The following is a 15170-nucleotide window of genomic DNA, read 5'->3' on the forward strand; positions in this document are numbered from 1 at the left end:
CCACCGGCGGCGCTCCAGGCGGCTGGCACCATACGACGCGTGAGGAAGCTTCATGTGCACCGTTACGGCCCCCCGGGGCCGGTGCGGTTATTGGCCATCCACGGTTTGACCGGCCATGGGCAGCGCTGGCAACGGCTGGCAACCGACTATCTGCCCGAGGTCAGCGTGGCCGCCCCCGATCTGCTCGGCCATGGCAGGTCGTCGTGGTCCGCGCCGTGGACGATCGACGCCAACATCGCAGCGCTGGCCGCGCTGCTCGACGATCAGGCCCCGGCGGTGGTGGTCGGGCATTCGTTCGGGGGCGCGGTCGCGCTGCATCTGGCCGCCGCTCATCCCGAGCGGGTGGCCGCGCTGGTGTTGCTGGATCCGGCGATCGGTTTGGACGGCGCATGGATGCGCGAGATCGCCGACGCGATGCTGGCCTCGCCCGATTACCCGGACACCGCAGAAGCGCGCGCCGAAAAGGCCACCGGCGCATGGGCCGACGTCGACCCGGCCATGCTCGACGCCGAGCTCGACGAACACCTGGTGGCGCTGCCCGGTGGGCGCTATGGCTGGCGGATCAGCCTGCCGGCGATGATGTCGTACTGGAGCGAGTTGGCCCGCGATGTGGTGTTGCCGCCGAAAGGCATTGCCACCACGTTGGTTCGGGCGCTGTGGACATCGCCGCAATATGTCGACGACGGCCTGGTCGCCGGCCTGCGTCAGCGGCTGGGATTCGACTTTGAGCTGCTGGAATTCGAATGCGACCACATGGTGGCCCAAGCCAAGCCCGCCGAGGTCGCCGCGGTGATCCGCGAGCGGATGCGCTGACGATGGCGACGGTGACCGACGAGCAGGTCGAGCGGGTGCGCGCGCTGGTGGCCGCCATCCCCGCCGGCCGGGTGGTGACCTATGGCGATATCGCAGCCGCCGCAGGGCTTTCCAGTCCGCGGATAGTCGGCTGGATCATGCGAACCGACTCCTCGGATTTGCCGTGGCATCGGGTGATCACCGCGTCCGGTCGCCCCGCACCACATCTAGCTACCCGGCAGTTGGAGCTGCTTCGTGCCGAAGGAGTGCTGGCCGACGACGGCAAGGTCGCGCTGGGCGAAGTGCGTCACGCGTTTCCGCGAGAGTGTAACTAGCGACGGCCCTTCTCGGGAAACGCGTTGCTACTTGTACTTTCGCGCTTAGAGCACCAACCGCACCAAGGCCGCGGTGCGGGCCAGCCCCGGGAAAGCCGCCGACGTGGAGCGCGGATGCAATGCATGAACCGCGAGGCGAAACATCAATGCTCGCAACAACATCTGTGGCCACTCCGGCAGTGCATTCCAACGCTCGATGAGTCCGTCGTCGGCCTCTCCCCATGACAACGCGTCGACGACGACGACACCAGCAGCCCACGGCGCCGGCCGCCAGTACGGCGTGATATCGGTGATGCCGGGAGCGGCTGCGCCGGCGAAAAGCACTGTCCCGTAAAGGTCTCCGTGCACAAGTTGACTGGGGCTTTTGGTCCGCCGCCGCAGGCCGGCCAGCTGTTGGATCAGCTCGACCGAACGCGGCCGGTCGGCAGTCGCGGGAGCAACCCGCGCGGCCTGCGGCACCGAGGCCAGCGGCTGTTCTTCCCACGCGGCCCGATCGGCTGCGATGAAAACGTCGACATCCGCCCACGGCGCGGTAGGACCCTGAGTGAGGAACCGAGGGCGTTCCAGTTTCCCGGTGGCCTCGTGCAACCGCACCGCCGCCGAAACGACTTCGTCATGACGGGGCTCGGGTTTGCCAGCGACGAAAGTATCTGCCCGCCAGCCGGAGACCACATAGCGTCCGTCGGTCGAGCGGACCGGTCGGGCCAGCCGCACGCCGTCGACGAACAGCGTCTCCCGCACCTTGGCCGACCAGGCGGCGCGAGCGTGATCGGCAACCAGCGACAGCACCACTTCACCGCACCGCCAGCCGCCTTCCCAACTGCCACCCAACGGCGCAGGCCGCACTCCGGTCAGACCAAACGCCGCCAATACGTGCTCGGGCGGCGGGTCGACACTCACACGCTCAGCCTAATGGGGGTCAGCTGGGCAGACGCGTTAGTACATGACCATGTCGGGCTGCATTTGCTGCGCCCAGGCAACGATGCCGCCCTGCAGATGGACCGCATCGGCGAATCCGGCCTTCTTCACCGCGGCCAGCGCCTCGGCTGACCGCACACCGGTCTTGCAATACAGCACCGGTACCCGGTCCTGAGGCACCTTGGCCAGCCCTTCGCCGGAGTTGATCGATGACTGCGGGATCAACTGCGCGCCGTCGATGTGGTTGATGTCCCACTCCACCGGCTCGCGCACATCGATCAGGGCAACCTTTTTGCCCGAGTCCAGCAACTCGCGCAACTCGCGCGGGGTGATCGTGGCGTCTGCCGCGGCGTCGGCCGCCTCATCGGAGACCACGCCACAGAACGCGTCGTAGTCGATCAGCTCGGTGATCTTCGGGGTCGTGGGATCTTTGCGGATTGAGATTGTGCGGTAGCTCATCTCCAGGGCGTCATAGACCATCAATCGGCCCAGCAACGATTCGCCGATGCCGGTGATCAGTTTGATTGCCTCGGTGCCCATCACCGAGGCAATCGACGCGCACAGGATGCCCAGCACACCGCCTTCGGCACACGACGGCACCATGCCGGGAGGTGGCGGTTCGGGATACAAATCGCGGTAGTTGAGGCCGCGTCCGTCGGGCGCGTCCTCCCAAAACACCGAGACCTGGCCCTCGAAGCGGTAGATCGAGCCCCAGACATACGGCTTGTGTGCCAGCACGGCGGCGTCGTTGACCAGATAACGGGTGGCGAAGTTGTCGGTGCCGTCGAGAATCAGGTCGTATTGCTCGAACAGGCCGACGGCGTTGTCCGGTTCCAATCTCTCTTCGTGCAAGCGCACTTCGACCAACGGGTTGATTTCGGTGATCGAGTCGCGCGCCGACTGCGCCTTCGAGCGGCCGATGTCGGACACGCCGTGGATGATTTGGCGCTGCAGGTTGGACTCGTCGACGACGTCGAAGTCGATGATGCCGATGGTTCCCACGCCGGCGGCGGCCAGATACAGCAACGCGGGCGCGCCGAGTCCGCCCGCGCCGATCACCAGAACCCGCGCGCTTTTGAGCCGCTTCTGCCCGTCGACACCGACGTCGGGAATGATCAGATGGCGGCTGTAGCGCGCGACTTCATCGCGCGTCAGCCCGGCGGCCGGCTCAACCAGCGGTGGCAACGACGTCGACACCGAATATCTCCTCAATTTTTGTCAGCTAGACCCATCACAGCAGTTGCCTGGATCAACGGCAAACAGCCGGGGAACCTTCCCGACGCCGAGTCAGGCAATCGGGTACGGCCACGGATTGAACTGGCATGTCTTTCCGTCAGCCTTGACCCAGTCCGGGTCGAATTTGGCATCGTCGTCGTTGGCTGTCGAAAAAGTTTGTTGCATCATCACCGGCGCCAGCCCGCCCTGCTTGTCGCACGGCTCGTGGCGCAGATAGCCGATGGCGTGACCCACCTCGTGGTTGATCACATACTGGCGGTAGGAGCCGACATCACCTTGGAACGGCACCGCTCCGCGCACCCACCGGGCCTCGTTGATGAATACCCGCTGCTGGCCGCCGGGACTGAACGACGGGTTGTAGCACGAGGCCTCCAGCGGGATCTCGTAGCCGCAGCCCTCGCGTACGGTCATCGGAGAGCTCAGCGAGATCCGGAAGTCAGGATTTGTGCCGTCGGATCCGTCGATCCGGATGAAGGCGATCTGCGGATTGTGGGTCCAGCTCTTGGGATTGGCCAACGTTTGGTCGACCATCCGCGCGAACGCATCGTCGCCGCCGAACGTGGTCGGATCGATCCCGTTTTCGACCTCCACGGTGTAGCGGAACACCTTCGCGGTGCCCTGTCCGACCTGGGGCATAACACCTGGGACGACGCGCCAGGTCTTGTCACCGGCCGGGGTGAACGGACCACCGTCCGGCAGTACGCCGGTGGGCAGGCTGGCGTCGAATTCGGTCAGCCCGCGTGGCGGCGCACCGATGATGGCGGTGCCCACCGATCCGATCGTCGGCGGTCCCTGGACCGGCTCCTCCGAAGCGGGCGCCGGCGCGCTGGTCCCGGTGGCCGTCTGGTACAGCACCACTGCAGTGAGCGCCGCCAGGACCGGGAGCGCATAGGCACGCCAACCGTAGGTGGACACGAAACGGCCCAGCCAGGTTTGTTTGCGCCAACGGCGCGGCCGGTCGCGATTGGACCGGGTTCGGCCCGAGCCCCAAGCGAGCGGATCCCGCTGAGCACGCAGCGGTTCTCGCCAGTCGTCGCGGAGCACCGGCACCTGGCCGGTTCCACGTGGCTCTGGGTCGAAACTCACCGCCCCAGGATCGCACATTCGCTGCTAAGGACGCCGCTAGCTGGGCTCTTGGCGCGCCCGGCGGCTCGGTACGACGGCTTGCGCGGTGATTGGAATAGTCAATAACAAACAGGCGGCCACGCGGGTAGTAGTGTCTTTGCGATCAGCAGCGCGCGGCGACGCCGACGGCGCGTGTGCCGACGATCAGATGAGGACTTGATGAGCGATCTCGCCAACGCGGCCGGAAGGCGGTCGACGGACACCGTCGCCCCCGCGCGGCGCGGTAACCGGTTGCCCCGTGACGAGCGGCGAGGTCAACTGCTCATCGCTGCCAGTAATGTTTTCGTGTACCGCGGTTATCACGCCGCTGGCATGGACGAGATCGCCGAGCGGGCCGGTGTCAGTAAACCTGTTCTGTACCAACACTTCTCCAGCAAGCTTGAGTTGTATTTGGCGGTGTTGAATCGGCATGTCGAGAATTTGGTGTCGGGCGTGCGGCAAGCGCTGCGCACCACCACCGACAACCGGCAACGGTTACGTTCGGCGGTGCAGGCGTTCTTCGACTTCATCGAGCACGACGGCCAGGGCTACCGGCTGATCTTCGAGAACGACAACGTCACCGAGCCGCAGGTGGCCTCGCAGGTGCGGGTGGCCACCGAATCGTGCATCGATGCGGTGTTCGACCTCATCAGCGCCGATTCCGGGTTGGACCCGCACCGGGCCCGAATGATCGCTGTGGGCCTGGTCGGTATCAGCGTCGACTGCGCCAGATACTGGCTGGACACCGATCGTCCGATCTCCAAGGAGGACGCGGTGGATGGCACCGTGCAGTTCGCCTGGGGCGGGTTATCGCACGTGCCACTTACCCGCTCGTAGCCGGCGCGGAGCCGATTCCGAAGCCCACGCGCCGCGCGTCGGCGACCCCGATTTCGACGTAAGCGATCTTGGCAGCCTGGATCAAGAAGCGACGGCCCTTGTCGTCGGTCAGGCTCAGCACCTGCGAGTTCTGCCCCAGCGCGGCGGTGACCAGCTCTTCGACTTCACCGGGCGCCTGCGCGCTGGTGAAGACCAGCTCGCGCGGGCTGTCCGTGACACCGATCTTGACCTCCACGCTGGCCCCTTCCGTTGTAGGCGTTATCCAGCAGGCTAGTAGACGCGCCGAGGCGGCCGTGAAAGCCGGTCGGCGCCAAGCATTCGCGGGCAGGGTAGCGACGGGTCGTCGTCGCCAAATCGTGACCAACACGCCCACCCGCGGAGCAATCCACGTCGGGTCACATCGATAACATCTGCACCATCAGCACCATGCAACACCTGGATAGCGACATCCAGGATTACCCAGATGACGAGGTCTACGCGACCTACCCGGACGACGCCTGGGTCGGGCCGGTCGACGAACGCTGGCGGCCGATCGCGGCAGTCGCGGGCGTCGTGTTCGTGCTTGCCGTGATCGCCACCGTCGTCATCCTCAACGGCGGCGACAGCGCCTCGACGACGGCTACGGTCGTGCCACCGACCCGCACCGTGATCGCCACCCCGCGACCCACGGCGCCGCCCACCGCGTCGCTACCGCCGGAGACCGTGACGACGGTGACGCCACCGCCGCGCCAATCCAGCCCCACCGAGGCGCCGACGGCGGCACCGCCACCACCGGAAGTCGGCCCGCCACCGCCGACGCAGCTGGATCCGAACACCGTCGTGTACCGGGTGAACGGGACCAAGGGGTTCCTGGACCTGGTGACTGTCGTTTACACCGACGGCCAAGGAACGCCCCAAACCGACGTGAACGTGTCGCTGCCCTGGTCCAGGACTGTCGTGCTGGCCCCGGGCGTGCAGACCAAGTCGGTCGTGGCGACCAGCCTCACCGGCCGGCTCAGCTGTGCGATCACCAACGCCGAGGGTCAGACCGTCGTGGCGTCGACCACCAGCACGATCATCGCAACCTGCACCCGCTAGGGCGAACGGCGGCTGTTAGGCCAGGCCCAGTTCGCGCATCCGTTGATCGTGGGTGTGCTGCAGCCGGTCGAAGAACGCCGTCAGCTGGGTGAGGCCATCGGTTCCGGAAACCACCAAATCGACCAGCTCGTCGTGGTCGGCCAACACGTACTGAGCCTGAGTGATGGCTTCACCGAGCAGCCGGCGTGACCACAGCGCCAGCCGGCTGCGCTGTTTGGCGCTGGTCGTCACCGCGGCACGCACCTCGGCCACGACGAACTGGGAGTGGCCGGTCTCTGACAGCGTCGCGCGCACGACGTCGGCCACCTCGCCGGGCAGGCCGCCCGCGATCTCCAGATACAAGTCGGCGGCCAGGGCATCGCCGACGTAGGTTTTCACCAGCGCTTCCAACCAGGTGCTCGGAGTCGTCAGCCGGTGGTAATCGTCAAGTGCCGAAGCATATTTCGACATCGCCGGGACTATGTTGACACCACGGTGTTCCAGCGCGTCGCGCAGTAGCTCGTAGTGCCCCATCTCGGCGGCGGCCATGCGCGCCATCGAAATACGGCCGCGCAGATCGGGCGCCATCCGGGCCTCGTCGGTGAGCCGATAGAACGCCGCAACTTCGCCGTAAGCCAACAGCGCGAACAACTCGTTGACGCCGGGGTGGTCCGCCGGCAGCCGCGGGGTGGGCGGATCGTCCAACTCATCGGCGCGCGAAGGCGAAGTCATGGCAACACTCTATGCGCGGTGGCGATTGCCACGAATGCGCCGGTGGTGACCCGCTATATCCGGCTTCGTCGCCCGGCTGGTCCGAGATCTTTATGGCATAACCGCCGACCAGGTATCATCAGAAAAGGTGGTGGCTGTAGACCCTTACCGCTATTGCCCGTGAAATGTGCGTGCACGCCGTTAGCCCGCCTAGTTTGAGCGCAGGGCTTCGCGAATCGGCAACGTATTCGGCAGTTGGACCGTGCGCGCGTGGACCGCGACGAACTGACCGAAATGCAACACCGAAAGGCATATGCGCGCACGCATGACTCCACTGATCACACCAACCCGCACCCCAGCCCCATCCACATTTGCCGAACTCGGCGTCCGCGACGAAATCGTGCGCGCACTGACCGAACAAGGCATCGAGCGTCCGTTCGCCATCCAGGAGCTCACGCTCCCCCTGGCGCTTGCCGGAGATGACCTGATCGGCCAGGCCCGCACCGGCATGGGCAAGACCTTCGCGTTCGGCGTGCCGCTGCTGCAGCGGATCACGACCAGCGAGCCGCCGCTGAACGGCATCCCCCGAGCACTCGTCGTGGTGCCCACCCGCGAACTGTGCCTGCAGGTGTTTGGCGACCTGGCCACCGCGGCCAAGCACTTACAAGCTGACAATGGCCGGCCCTTGTCGGTAGTTTCCATCTACGGCGGCCGGCCCTACGAGCCGCAGATCGAGGCGCTGCGCGCCGGAGCCGACGTCGTGGTGGGCACCCCCGGCCGGTTGCTGGATCTGGCCCAGCAGGGCCACCTGCAACTGGGCGGCCTGGCCGTGCTGGTGCTCGACGAAGCCGACGAGATGTTGGACCTGGGCTTTCTGCCCGACATCGAACGCATCCTGCGGCAGATCCCCGACGAGCGGCAAGCCATGCTGTTCTCGGCAACCATGCCCGATCCCATCATCACGTTGGCCCGCACGTTCATGAACCAGCCGACCCACATCCGGGCGGAGGCGCCGCACTCATCAGCGGTGCATGACGCCACCGAACAGTTTGTCTACCGTGCGCACGCGCTGGACAAGGTCGAGCTGGTCAGCCGGATACTGCAAGCCCGCGACCGCGGCGCCACGATGATCTTCACGCGCACCAAGCGCACCGCCCAGAAGGTGGCCGACGAGCTGGCCGAACGCGGCTTCGCGGTCGGCGCGGTCCATGGCGATCTTGGTCAAGTGGCCCGCGAGAAAGCACTCAAGTCGTTTCGGGCCGGGGATATCGACGTCTTGGTCGCGACCGACGTGGCCGCCCGGGGCATCGACATTGACGACGTCACCCACGTCATCAATTACCAGTGCCCCGACGACGAAAAGACGTATGTGCACCGCATCGGCCGGACCGGCCGGGCCGGCCGCACCGGCGTGGCAGTCACCTTGGTGGACTGGGACGAGTTGGCCCGCTGGACGATGATCGACAAGGCGCTCGGTCTTAGCTGCCCGGATCCGGCGGAGACCTACTCCAGCTCACCGCACCTGTACACCGAATTGGGCATCCCTACTGACGCCAACGGCACGGTCGGTACGCCGCGGAAGTCGCAGGTCAAACGCGCCCCGTCGAGCGAAGGCGACGGTCAACGACCGCGCAAGAGCACCCGCTCACGCCGGCGCACTCGCGGCGGCAAGCCGGCGACCAGGCATCCGGACGCCGGTGCCGGCAATGGCGAGGCCCCGGCCGAAGCCCCGTCCGGCACGTCGTCTGGCGAAAGCGCGCACAACGGACGCCGCCGTCGCCGCAGGCGGCCCCGCAAAGCGGCGGAGGTCGCCGCGAACACCAACTGAGTCCGCGCCACTGGCCGCGCCATGGTCAAACCCGAACGTCGCACCAGGGCCGACATGGTGGCTGCAGCGGTGATCGCGGCGGTGGTCGCGGTCGTCGCGGCGCTGATCTGGTGGACCAGCGACGCCCGGGCAACCAGCAGCAACCCCGCGGCGGTGCCGGCGCCCACTCCCCGGTCGGCCACTGAGGTGCCCGCAACGCTGAGGCAGCTCTGGACTGCCGACAGCGCGGCAACCACCGCGCCGGTAGTGGTCGGCGGCACGGTTGTCACCGGCGACGCCCGCTCTGTCGCCGGACACGATCCGGCCAGCGGTGAGGTGCGCTGGACCTATGCCCGCGGCGCCGATTTGTGCGCGGTGTCCTGGGTCTACCGCTACGCGGTCGCGGTTTATCGCGATGGCCGGGGTTGCGGCCAGGTCAGCACCATCGACGGATCGACCGGCCAGCGTGGCCCCGCCCGCAGCAGCTACGCCGACAAGCAGGTCGAGGTGTCCTCGGACGGGACGACGGTGTTGTCGGTGGGCGATACCCGTCTTGAGCTTTGGCGCTCGGACATGGTCCGGATGCTGTCCTACGGCGAGATCGATGCTCGCATCAAACCGTCGTCGCAAGGGCTGCACACCGGCTGCACGTTGACCTCGGCGGCGGCCAGTTCGTCGGCGGCGTCGGTGCTGGAGGCATGCCCGAACCAGGCCGATCTGCGGCTCACGCTGCTGCGCCCGAGCAAGGAAGAAGACGAACCCGAGCAACGGTATGTTCCCCAGCCGGGCATCGGAGCCGGTTCCGGTGCGCGGGTACTGGCGGTGTCGGAGACCAGCACCCTGCTGTATCTGCCCTCCCCGCAGCCCAGAGTCGACGTGGTCGACGAAACCGGCACCACCGTTTCCAGCACGCTGCTGCCCAAGCAGCCGTGGCCGGCGAGCGCGGTCTCAAAGCCCGGCAACCTGGTCACCTGGTGGACCGGCGATGCGGTGCTGGTGTTCGACGCGGCCACGTTGAGCTACCGCTACACGGTCGCGGCGGCGGGGCCGGCCGTGCCGCTCGGGCCGGCGACGATTATGGCTGGCCGGCTGCTGGTCCCGGTTACCAGTGGGCTCGGTGTCTACGACCCGGCCACCGGCGCCGACGATCACATCCTGCCGGTGAACCGGGCGCCGGTCCCGTCGCCGGTGATCCCCGTTGTGCTGGGTTCGCAGATCGTCGAGCAGCGCGGCGACACGGTCGTCGCGCTGGGTGGCTAGCGCTACATCTCCAGGCTGAAGCTTGGCAGCGGCTTGCCCGACTTCCAGTGCTTGAGCAGCGCTTGCGCCAGGTCGCGATAGGCGGCCGCGCCCTTGTTCTTACGTGCAACCATCACCGACGACCCCGACGCGCTGGCCTCGGCGAAACGAATCGTGCGCGGGATGGGCGGCGCAAGCACCGGCAGGTCGTAGCGGTCGGCGACGTCGAGCAGCACATCGCGGGTATGGGTGGTGCGCGGGTCATACAGCGTCGGCAGCGCGCCCAATAACCGCAGTTGGGGGTTGGTGATCTGCTGCACGTCGGCGACCGTGCGCAGGAACTGGCCGACGCCACGATGAGCCAACGTCTCGCACTGCAGCGGCACCATGACCTCGTCGGCGGCCGTCAACCCGTTGAGGGTGAGCACCCCCAATGAGGGCGGGCAGTCGATGACCACCACGTCGAACTGGTCGCTGAGCTTGTCCAACGCACGTTTGAGCGCGTACTCGCGGCCGGCCCGCATCAGCAGCATCGCCTCCGCACCGGCCAAATCGATGTTGGCCGGTAGCAGCGTCATGCCCTCGGCGGTGGCGACCAGCGCGGCACTGGGTTCCACCTCGCCGAGCAGCACCTCATGCACGGAAACCGGCAGCTTGTCGGGATCTTGGCCAAGCGAAAAGGTCAGACAGCCCTGCGGATCGAGATCGACCAATAGCACTCGTTGTCCACTGTCCGCCATCGCGGCTCCCAGCGAGGCCACCGTGGTCGTCTTGGCCACCCCGCCCTTCTGGTTGGCTATCGCCAATACCCGGGTCATTAAGCGCTGCTCCTCCTGATCGCTTCCCCTGCGTCGTCGCCCGATGGGGCCGTCCATGCCATCCTGGCATCTATCCCCTGCTGCCCGCGCGGCGATCGCGATGTGTGTCAGGCACAATCGGTCGCCATGGGCGTCGAGAACCATCGGTTGGTGCTACTCCGCCACGGTGAGACCGAATGGTCCAAATCGGGCCGGCATACCAGCCGCACCGATCTCGACCTCACCGATGATGGTCGGGCCCAAGCCGTTGCCGCCGGGCAAGCGCTCGGTGAGCTGCACGTGGAGGATCCGATGGTGATCGCCAGCCCACGGCGACGTGCCGTGGCGACCGCCGAGCTGGCCGGCTTGGCCATCCACCAGACAGCGCCGCTGATCGCCGAATGGGATTACGGCTCCTACGAGGGCCTGACGACCGCGCAAATTCAGCAGTCCCAACCGGACTGGCTGGTTTGGACGCACGGCTGCCCGGACGGCGAGACCGTCGACCAGGTCAGCGACCGCGCAGATCGGGCTGTCGAGTTGGCGCTCGAACACCTGGCGACTCGCGATGTGCTGTTTGTGGGCCACGGCCATTTCTCCCGTGCGGTGATCGCTCGGTGGCTCGAACTGCCGCTGTTCGAGGGGAGCCGCGTCGGCATGGCCGCCGGTTCGATCGCGGTCTGCGGCTTCGAACACCGAATCCGTCAGCTCGGCGGGCTCGTGCAACCACGCACGACCGGCCGATGACATCCGGGCCGCCGTTCGTATTGAGCGGTCCGGGCGGGGTCCTGCTTGGCGACGGCGTTCGAGGCCGCTATCGCGACGTGGCCAGCGCACAAGCCGCGCTGCGTTCAGGTGCGGCGTCAATCATTCTGGGCGCGTTGCCCTTTGACGTGAATAAGCCGGCTGCGCTGATGTCGCCGCACGCCGTGCGGCACGAGCAGACCTTGTCCGAGTGGCCGTCCGGCCCGCTGCCGCCGGTACACATCGCCGAGATGGTCCCCCCACCCGCGGAACACCGCACCCGGGTACGGCGGGCATGCGATCAGCTGGCCGCGCCGGGCAGCGCTCTGCAGAAAGTCGTGCTGGCGCGCGCATTGCGGTTGGTTGCCGAGACGCCGCTGGATGCTCGAGTGGTTCTGCGCCGACTGACCGCCAAAGACCCTGGCGCTTACGGCTATCTCGTCGACCTCACGGCGGCGGGCGACCAGTATGAGGGGATGACGCTGGTCGGCGCCAGCCCAGAACTGCTGGTTGCCCGCGACGGTGACCGAGTGACGTGTCAGCCCTTCGCCGGCTCGGCACCGCGTGCCGTCGACCCCGACGTCGATGCCGCAACCGGTGCCGGGCTGGCCGAATCGGCCAAGAACCGCCACGAGCACCAATTGGTCATCGACGCGATGGTTGAGGCCCTCGAGCCGCTGTGCAGTGAATTGACGATTGCGTCCACACCGCAGCTGAGTCACACCGCAGCGCTGTGGCATCTGAGCACCCCGATCAGCGGACGGCTGCGCCGACCTTCGGTTACCGCAATGGATTTGGCGCTGGCACTGCATCCCACGCCGGCGGTCGGCGGCTCTCCCACAAGCACCGCGGCGCAGCTCATCAGCCAGCTGGAGGGCGACCGCGGGTTCTACGCCGGCGCGGTGGGCTGGTGCGACGTCCGCGGCGACGGCCGGTGGGTAGTGTCCATCCGCGGTGCGCAGCTGTCAGCCGACCGCCGCACCGCGCTCGCTCACTCCGGGGGCGGCATCGTCGCCGAAAGCGATCCGGACGACGAAGTAGAGGAAACCACAATGAAATTCGTCACGTTTCTGAGCGCGCTGGGAGTTCAGCCGTGACAGCGCATATCCGACGAGCGACACGGTCAGACGTCGCAATGATCACCGCGATGATCCATGAGCTGGCCGACTTCGAGCGCGCGTCCGACGACTGCACCGTCACCGAACGGCACATCAGCACTGCGCTTTTCGACGAGCCGGTGACGCTGCGGGGACACGTCGCCGATGTGCACGGTGAAATTGCAGCGGCGGCGCTGTGGTTCCTCACCTTCTCCACGTGGGACGGTGTTGCGGGTATCCATCTGGAGGATCTCTACGTGCGCCCGCAATTTCGCCGCCGCGGGCTGGCCCGCGCGCTGCTGTCGACGCTGGCGCGCGAATGCATCGACAACGGCTACACGCGACTGTCGTGGGCGGTGCTGAACTGGAATTCCGATGCGATCACGCTCTATGACGCCGTCGGCGGTCAGCCGCAGCGGCAGTGGACAACCTATCGGCTGTCCGGCTCAGAGCTGGCCGAGCTGGCCGAATCACACTGACCAGTCGGAGAGCCAGCGCAACACAGGGGAACTGAACAGCAACGCCAGCACGGTCACCGCCATAAGGCCCAGCAGAATCCCGGCTGGCAGCCGATGAGATCCCGCCGCGAGATACCACGCGACCGGCAGTAACAGCAGTTGGGCGAACACCGCGGGTCCGCGTCCCCATCGCTTCCCGGCCAGCAAAGCGCATCCAGCCGCCAGCAGCCCGCCGCCGATGAGGATGAACCACACTGCGGTCCCAAAACCGTTGACCGCGTGCTGATCGGCGCCACCGAGTCCCCGTAACAGCAGCACTGCGGCCACTACCAAACCGGCGCTACCTTGCACAGCAACGATCAGGCCCGCGGCACGCAGGCTGGTCGGAGCCGGGACAGTCATGGCGTCAGCGTAGCCACCGACTGAACCCAATGGACCGCTCCGCTGCGCGGCTCGGCATCACCGCCGGTCCCGTAGGCTTTGGCGTCATGCGCGCCGTGCTGATCGTCAACCCGACCGCGACCTCCACCACTTCCGCAGGGCGCGACCTGTTGACGCACGCGCTGCAGAGCCGTCTTCAACTGACCGTCGAACACACCACCCACCGCGGCCACGGCGGTGAAATCGCACAGGCGGCCGCCGATGACGGTGTCGATTTGCTCGTCGTGCACGGCGGCGACGGCACCGTCAGCAACATTGTCAACGGCCTGCTCGGAGCGCCGGGCCAGTTGCCGACCGGCCACGTCCCGGCGGTGGCGATCGTGCCCGGTGGCTCGGCGAATGTGCTGGCCCGTTCGTTGGGCATCTATCCCGACCCGGTCGACGCCACCAACCAGCTGATCGGGCTGCTCGACCAATACGGGCACCAGCCGAACTGGCGCCGGATCGGGGTGATCGATTGTGGCGAGCGCTGGGCGGTGCTCAACGCCGGGATGGGCGTCGACGCCGAGGTAGTGGCCGCGGTCGAAGCGCAACGCGAAAGGGGCCGCAAAGTGACGCCGTCGCGCTATATCCGCACGGCGGTGCCGGCGGTGCTGGCCAGCACGCGTCGCGAACCGCGGTTGACGGTGCACCTGCCCGGTCGCGACCCGGTTTCCGGGGTGCACTTCGTCTTCGTGTCCAACTCCAGCCCGTGGACCTTCGCCGACGACCGGCCGGTGTGGACAAACCCCGACTGCAGCTTCGAATCCGGCCTGGGTGTTTTCGGGGTCACCAGCCTGAAGGTGATCCCGACGTTGAAGGTTGTCCGGCAGATGCTTGCCAAGCAGCCGAAAATGCAGGCCAAGCAGCTGGTCCGGGACGACGATGCAGCCTGCGTGCGGGTCACCTGCGACGGGCCACCGATTGCCAGCCAATTTGACGGTGACTATCTCGGCGAGCGCGAGCAGATGACCTTTCGAGCCGTTCCCGACGCCCTGTCCGTTGTCGCTCCGCTGGCAAAAAACCATGCCTGAACTGCGGTAACCGCCAATTCGGGCTAATCGAGGACGCAACTGCGCCCGGATCGTAGTACAAACGATTAAGGGTTTTAGAACCAGACCCTCAAAGTGAGATTGCCCACCTGTCCGCGCGCGCTATTGACATCCGTTGAGCCTGTGAAACGATCGAATGATCGCGTGCAACGGTACCGAGACTTTCTTGTGCCCGCGTTAACAGCCGAAGAAAAATGCCCGTGCGCTCTGCTGCGCACATAGTGAGGAGTAACGACGTATGGATTGGCGCCACAAGGCGGTCTGTCGCGACGAAGACCCGGAGCTGTTCTTCCCGGTGGGGAACAGCGGGCCGGCGCTCGCCCAGATCGCTGACGCGAAACTGGTCTGTAACCGCTGCCCGGTGACCACCGAATGCCTGTCCTGGGCGCTGAATACCGGCCAGGACTCCGGCGTGTGGGGCGGAATGAGTGAAGACGAACGACGCGCGCTCAAGCGCCGCAACGCTCGGACCAAGGCTCGCAGCGGAGTCTGACAAAAACCCTTTGACGTCGCGGCCTCGGCAACTGCCGGGGCCGCGACATTGTGTGAAGGCTTCGTCAGGGCCGC

General features: G+C 66.6%; 17 protein-coding genes and 1 pseudogene. 11 read left to right on the forward strand and 7 right to left on the reverse strand.

What is annotated here, in order from left to right:
* Positions 1 to 39 precede the first annotated feature (39 nt).
* Together AC5Y5W_RS16800 and AC5Y5W_RS16805 are read left to right on the forward strand one after the other, a co-directional pair.
* A complete protein-coding gene (locus tag AC5Y5W_RS16800) occupies positions 40 to 813 on the forward strand; it encodes an alpha/beta fold hydrolase (RefSeq protein ID WP_500011669.1) in 774 nt (257 codons plus the stop codon).
* A gap of 2 nt (positions 814 to 815) precedes the next feature.
* A complete protein-coding gene (locus AC5Y5W_RS16805; RefSeq protein ID WP_500011671.1) occupies positions 816 to 1127 on the forward strand; it encodes an MGMT family protein in 312 nt (103 codons plus the stop codon).
* 45 nt (positions 1128 to 1172) lie between these two features.
* On the opposite strand, the gene AC5Y5W_RS16810 is transcribed toward AC5Y5W_RS16805, so the two are convergent.
* The 3 genes from AC5Y5W_RS16810 to AC5Y5W_RS16820 all read right to left on the reverse strand — a co-directional run bounded on the left by AC5Y5W_RS16810 (position 1173) and on the right by AC5Y5W_RS16820 (position 4385).
* Positions 1173 to 2027: a TIGR02569 family protein gene (locus AC5Y5W_RS16810; RefSeq protein ID WP_499884742.1), complete on the reverse strand. Its 855-nt coding sequence runs from the start codon at positions 2025 to 2027 to the stop codon at positions 1173 to 1175.
* Between the two features lie 36 nt (positions 2028 to 2063).
* Positions 2064 to 3242: an adenylyltransferase/sulfurtransferase MoeZ gene (gene moeZ, locus AC5Y5W_RS16815; RefSeq protein WP_500011672.1), complete on the reverse strand. Its 1179-nt coding sequence runs from the start codon at positions 3240 to 3242 to the stop codon at positions 2064 to 2066.
* 90 nt (positions 3243 to 3332) lie between these two features.
* Positions 3333 to 4385 (reverse strand): DUF3152 domain-containing protein, encoded by a 1053-nt coding sequence (locus AC5Y5W_RS16820; protein WP_500011674.1) that lies wholly within the window; start codon positions 4383 to 4385, stop codon positions 3333 to 3335.
* A gap of 180 nt (positions 4386 to 4565) precedes the next feature.
* Between AC5Y5W_RS16820 and fasR the strand changes: the two genes are divergently transcribed.
* A complete protein-coding gene (fasR, locus tag AC5Y5W_RS16825) occupies positions 4566 to 5222 on the forward strand; it encodes an HTH-type transcriptional activator FasR (protein ID WP_500011676.1) in 657 nt (218 codons plus the stop codon).
* Here fasR and AC5Y5W_RS16830 read toward each other — a convergent pair.
* Positions 5209 to 5457, reverse strand: a complete 249-nt coding sequence (locus AC5Y5W_RS16830) for a DUF3107 domain-containing protein (protein WP_499884738.1) — start codon at positions 5455 to 5457, stop codon at positions 5209 to 5211. The genes fasR and AC5Y5W_RS16830 overlap by 14 nt on opposite strands.
* A 191-nt stretch (positions 5458 to 5648) precedes the next feature.
* On the opposite strand from AC5Y5W_RS16830, the gene AC5Y5W_RS16835 reads away from it, so the two are divergent.
* On the forward strand, positions 5649 to 6299 hold the full coding sequence (locus tag AC5Y5W_RS16835) for an MmpS family transport accessory protein (protein ID WP_500011678.1): 651 nt from the start codon (positions 5649 to 5651) through the stop codon (positions 6297 to 6299).
* A gap of 15 nt (positions 6300 to 6314) precedes the next feature.
* On the opposite strand, the gene AC5Y5W_RS16840 is transcribed toward AC5Y5W_RS16835, so the two are convergent.
* Positions 6315 to 7010, reverse strand: coding sequence for a ferritin-like fold-containing protein (locus AC5Y5W_RS16840; RefSeq protein ID WP_500011680.1), 696 nt, complete (start codon positions 7008 to 7010; stop codon positions 6315 to 6317).
* 316 nt (positions 7011 to 7326) lie between these two features.
* On the opposite strand from AC5Y5W_RS16840, the gene AC5Y5W_RS16845 reads away from it, so the two are divergent.
* A complete protein-coding gene (locus AC5Y5W_RS16845) occupies positions 7327 to 8817 on the forward strand; it encodes a DEAD/DEAH box helicase (RefSeq protein ID WP_500011744.1) in 1491 nt (496 codons plus the stop codon).
* Positions 8818 to 8838: 21 nt separating this feature from the next.
* Positions 8839 to 10056, forward strand: coding sequence for an Rv3212 family protein (locus AC5Y5W_RS16850; protein WP_500011682.1), 1218 nt, complete (start codon positions 8839 to 8841; stop codon positions 10054 to 10056).
* A gap of 2 nt (positions 10057 to 10058) precedes the next feature.
* Here AC5Y5W_RS16850 and AC5Y5W_RS16855 read toward each other — a convergent pair whose 3' ends face one another.
* A complete protein-coding gene (locus tag AC5Y5W_RS16855; protein ID WP_500011684.1) occupies positions 10059 to 10853 on the reverse strand; it encodes a ParA family protein in 795 nt (264 codons plus the stop codon).
* A gap of 126 nt (positions 10854 to 10979) precedes the next feature.
* Here AC5Y5W_RS16855 and AC5Y5W_RS16860 point away from each other — a divergent pair, with 126 nt between their 5' ends.
* From AC5Y5W_RS16860 to AC5Y5W_RS16870, 3 genes are read left to right on the forward strand one after another with little or no spacing between them, the layout of a single operon-like run.
* A complete protein-coding gene (locus AC5Y5W_RS16860; protein WP_500011686.1) occupies positions 10980 to 11579 on the forward strand; it encodes an acid phosphatase in 600 nt (199 codons plus the stop codon).
* A complete protein-coding gene (locus AC5Y5W_RS16865) occupies positions 11576 to 12673 on the forward strand; it encodes an isochorismate synthase (RefSeq protein ID WP_500022398.1) in 1098 nt (365 codons plus the stop codon). The genes AC5Y5W_RS16860 and AC5Y5W_RS16865 overlap by 4 nt, the downstream gene beginning before the upstream one ends.
* Entirely contained in the window at positions 12670 to 13152 is a 483-nt protein-coding gene (locus tag AC5Y5W_RS16870) for a GNAT family N-acetyltransferase (protein ID WP_500011690.1), read from the forward strand. The genes AC5Y5W_RS16865 and AC5Y5W_RS16870 overlap by 4 nt, the downstream gene beginning before the upstream one ends.
* Here the strand turns inward: AC5Y5W_RS16870 and AC5Y5W_RS16875 are convergent.
* Positions 13104 to 13533, reverse strand: a pseudogene (locus AC5Y5W_RS16875) (hypothetical protein). The gene AC5Y5W_RS16870 and the pseudogene AC5Y5W_RS16875 overlap by 49 nt on opposite strands.
* An 86-nt stretch (positions 13534 to 13619) precedes the next feature.
* Between AC5Y5W_RS16875 and AC5Y5W_RS16880 the strand changes: the two are divergent.
* Both AC5Y5W_RS16880 and whiB1 read left to right on the forward strand, forming a co-directional pair.
* Complete coding sequence (locus AC5Y5W_RS16880) at positions 13620 to 14585, forward strand: diacylglycerol/lipid kinase family protein (protein WP_500011692.1); 966 nt, start codon at positions 13620 to 13622, stop codon at positions 14583 to 14585.
* A gap of 256 nt (positions 14586 to 14841) precedes the next feature.
* Entirely contained in the window at positions 14842 to 15096 is a 255-nt protein-coding gene (whiB1, locus tag AC5Y5W_RS16885; RefSeq protein WP_023371700.1) for a transcriptional regulator WhiB1, read from the forward strand.
* The last annotated feature ends 74 nt before the right edge of the window (positions 15097 to 15170 follow it).

The organism is Mycobacterium sp. NGS51, assembly GCF_059812525.1.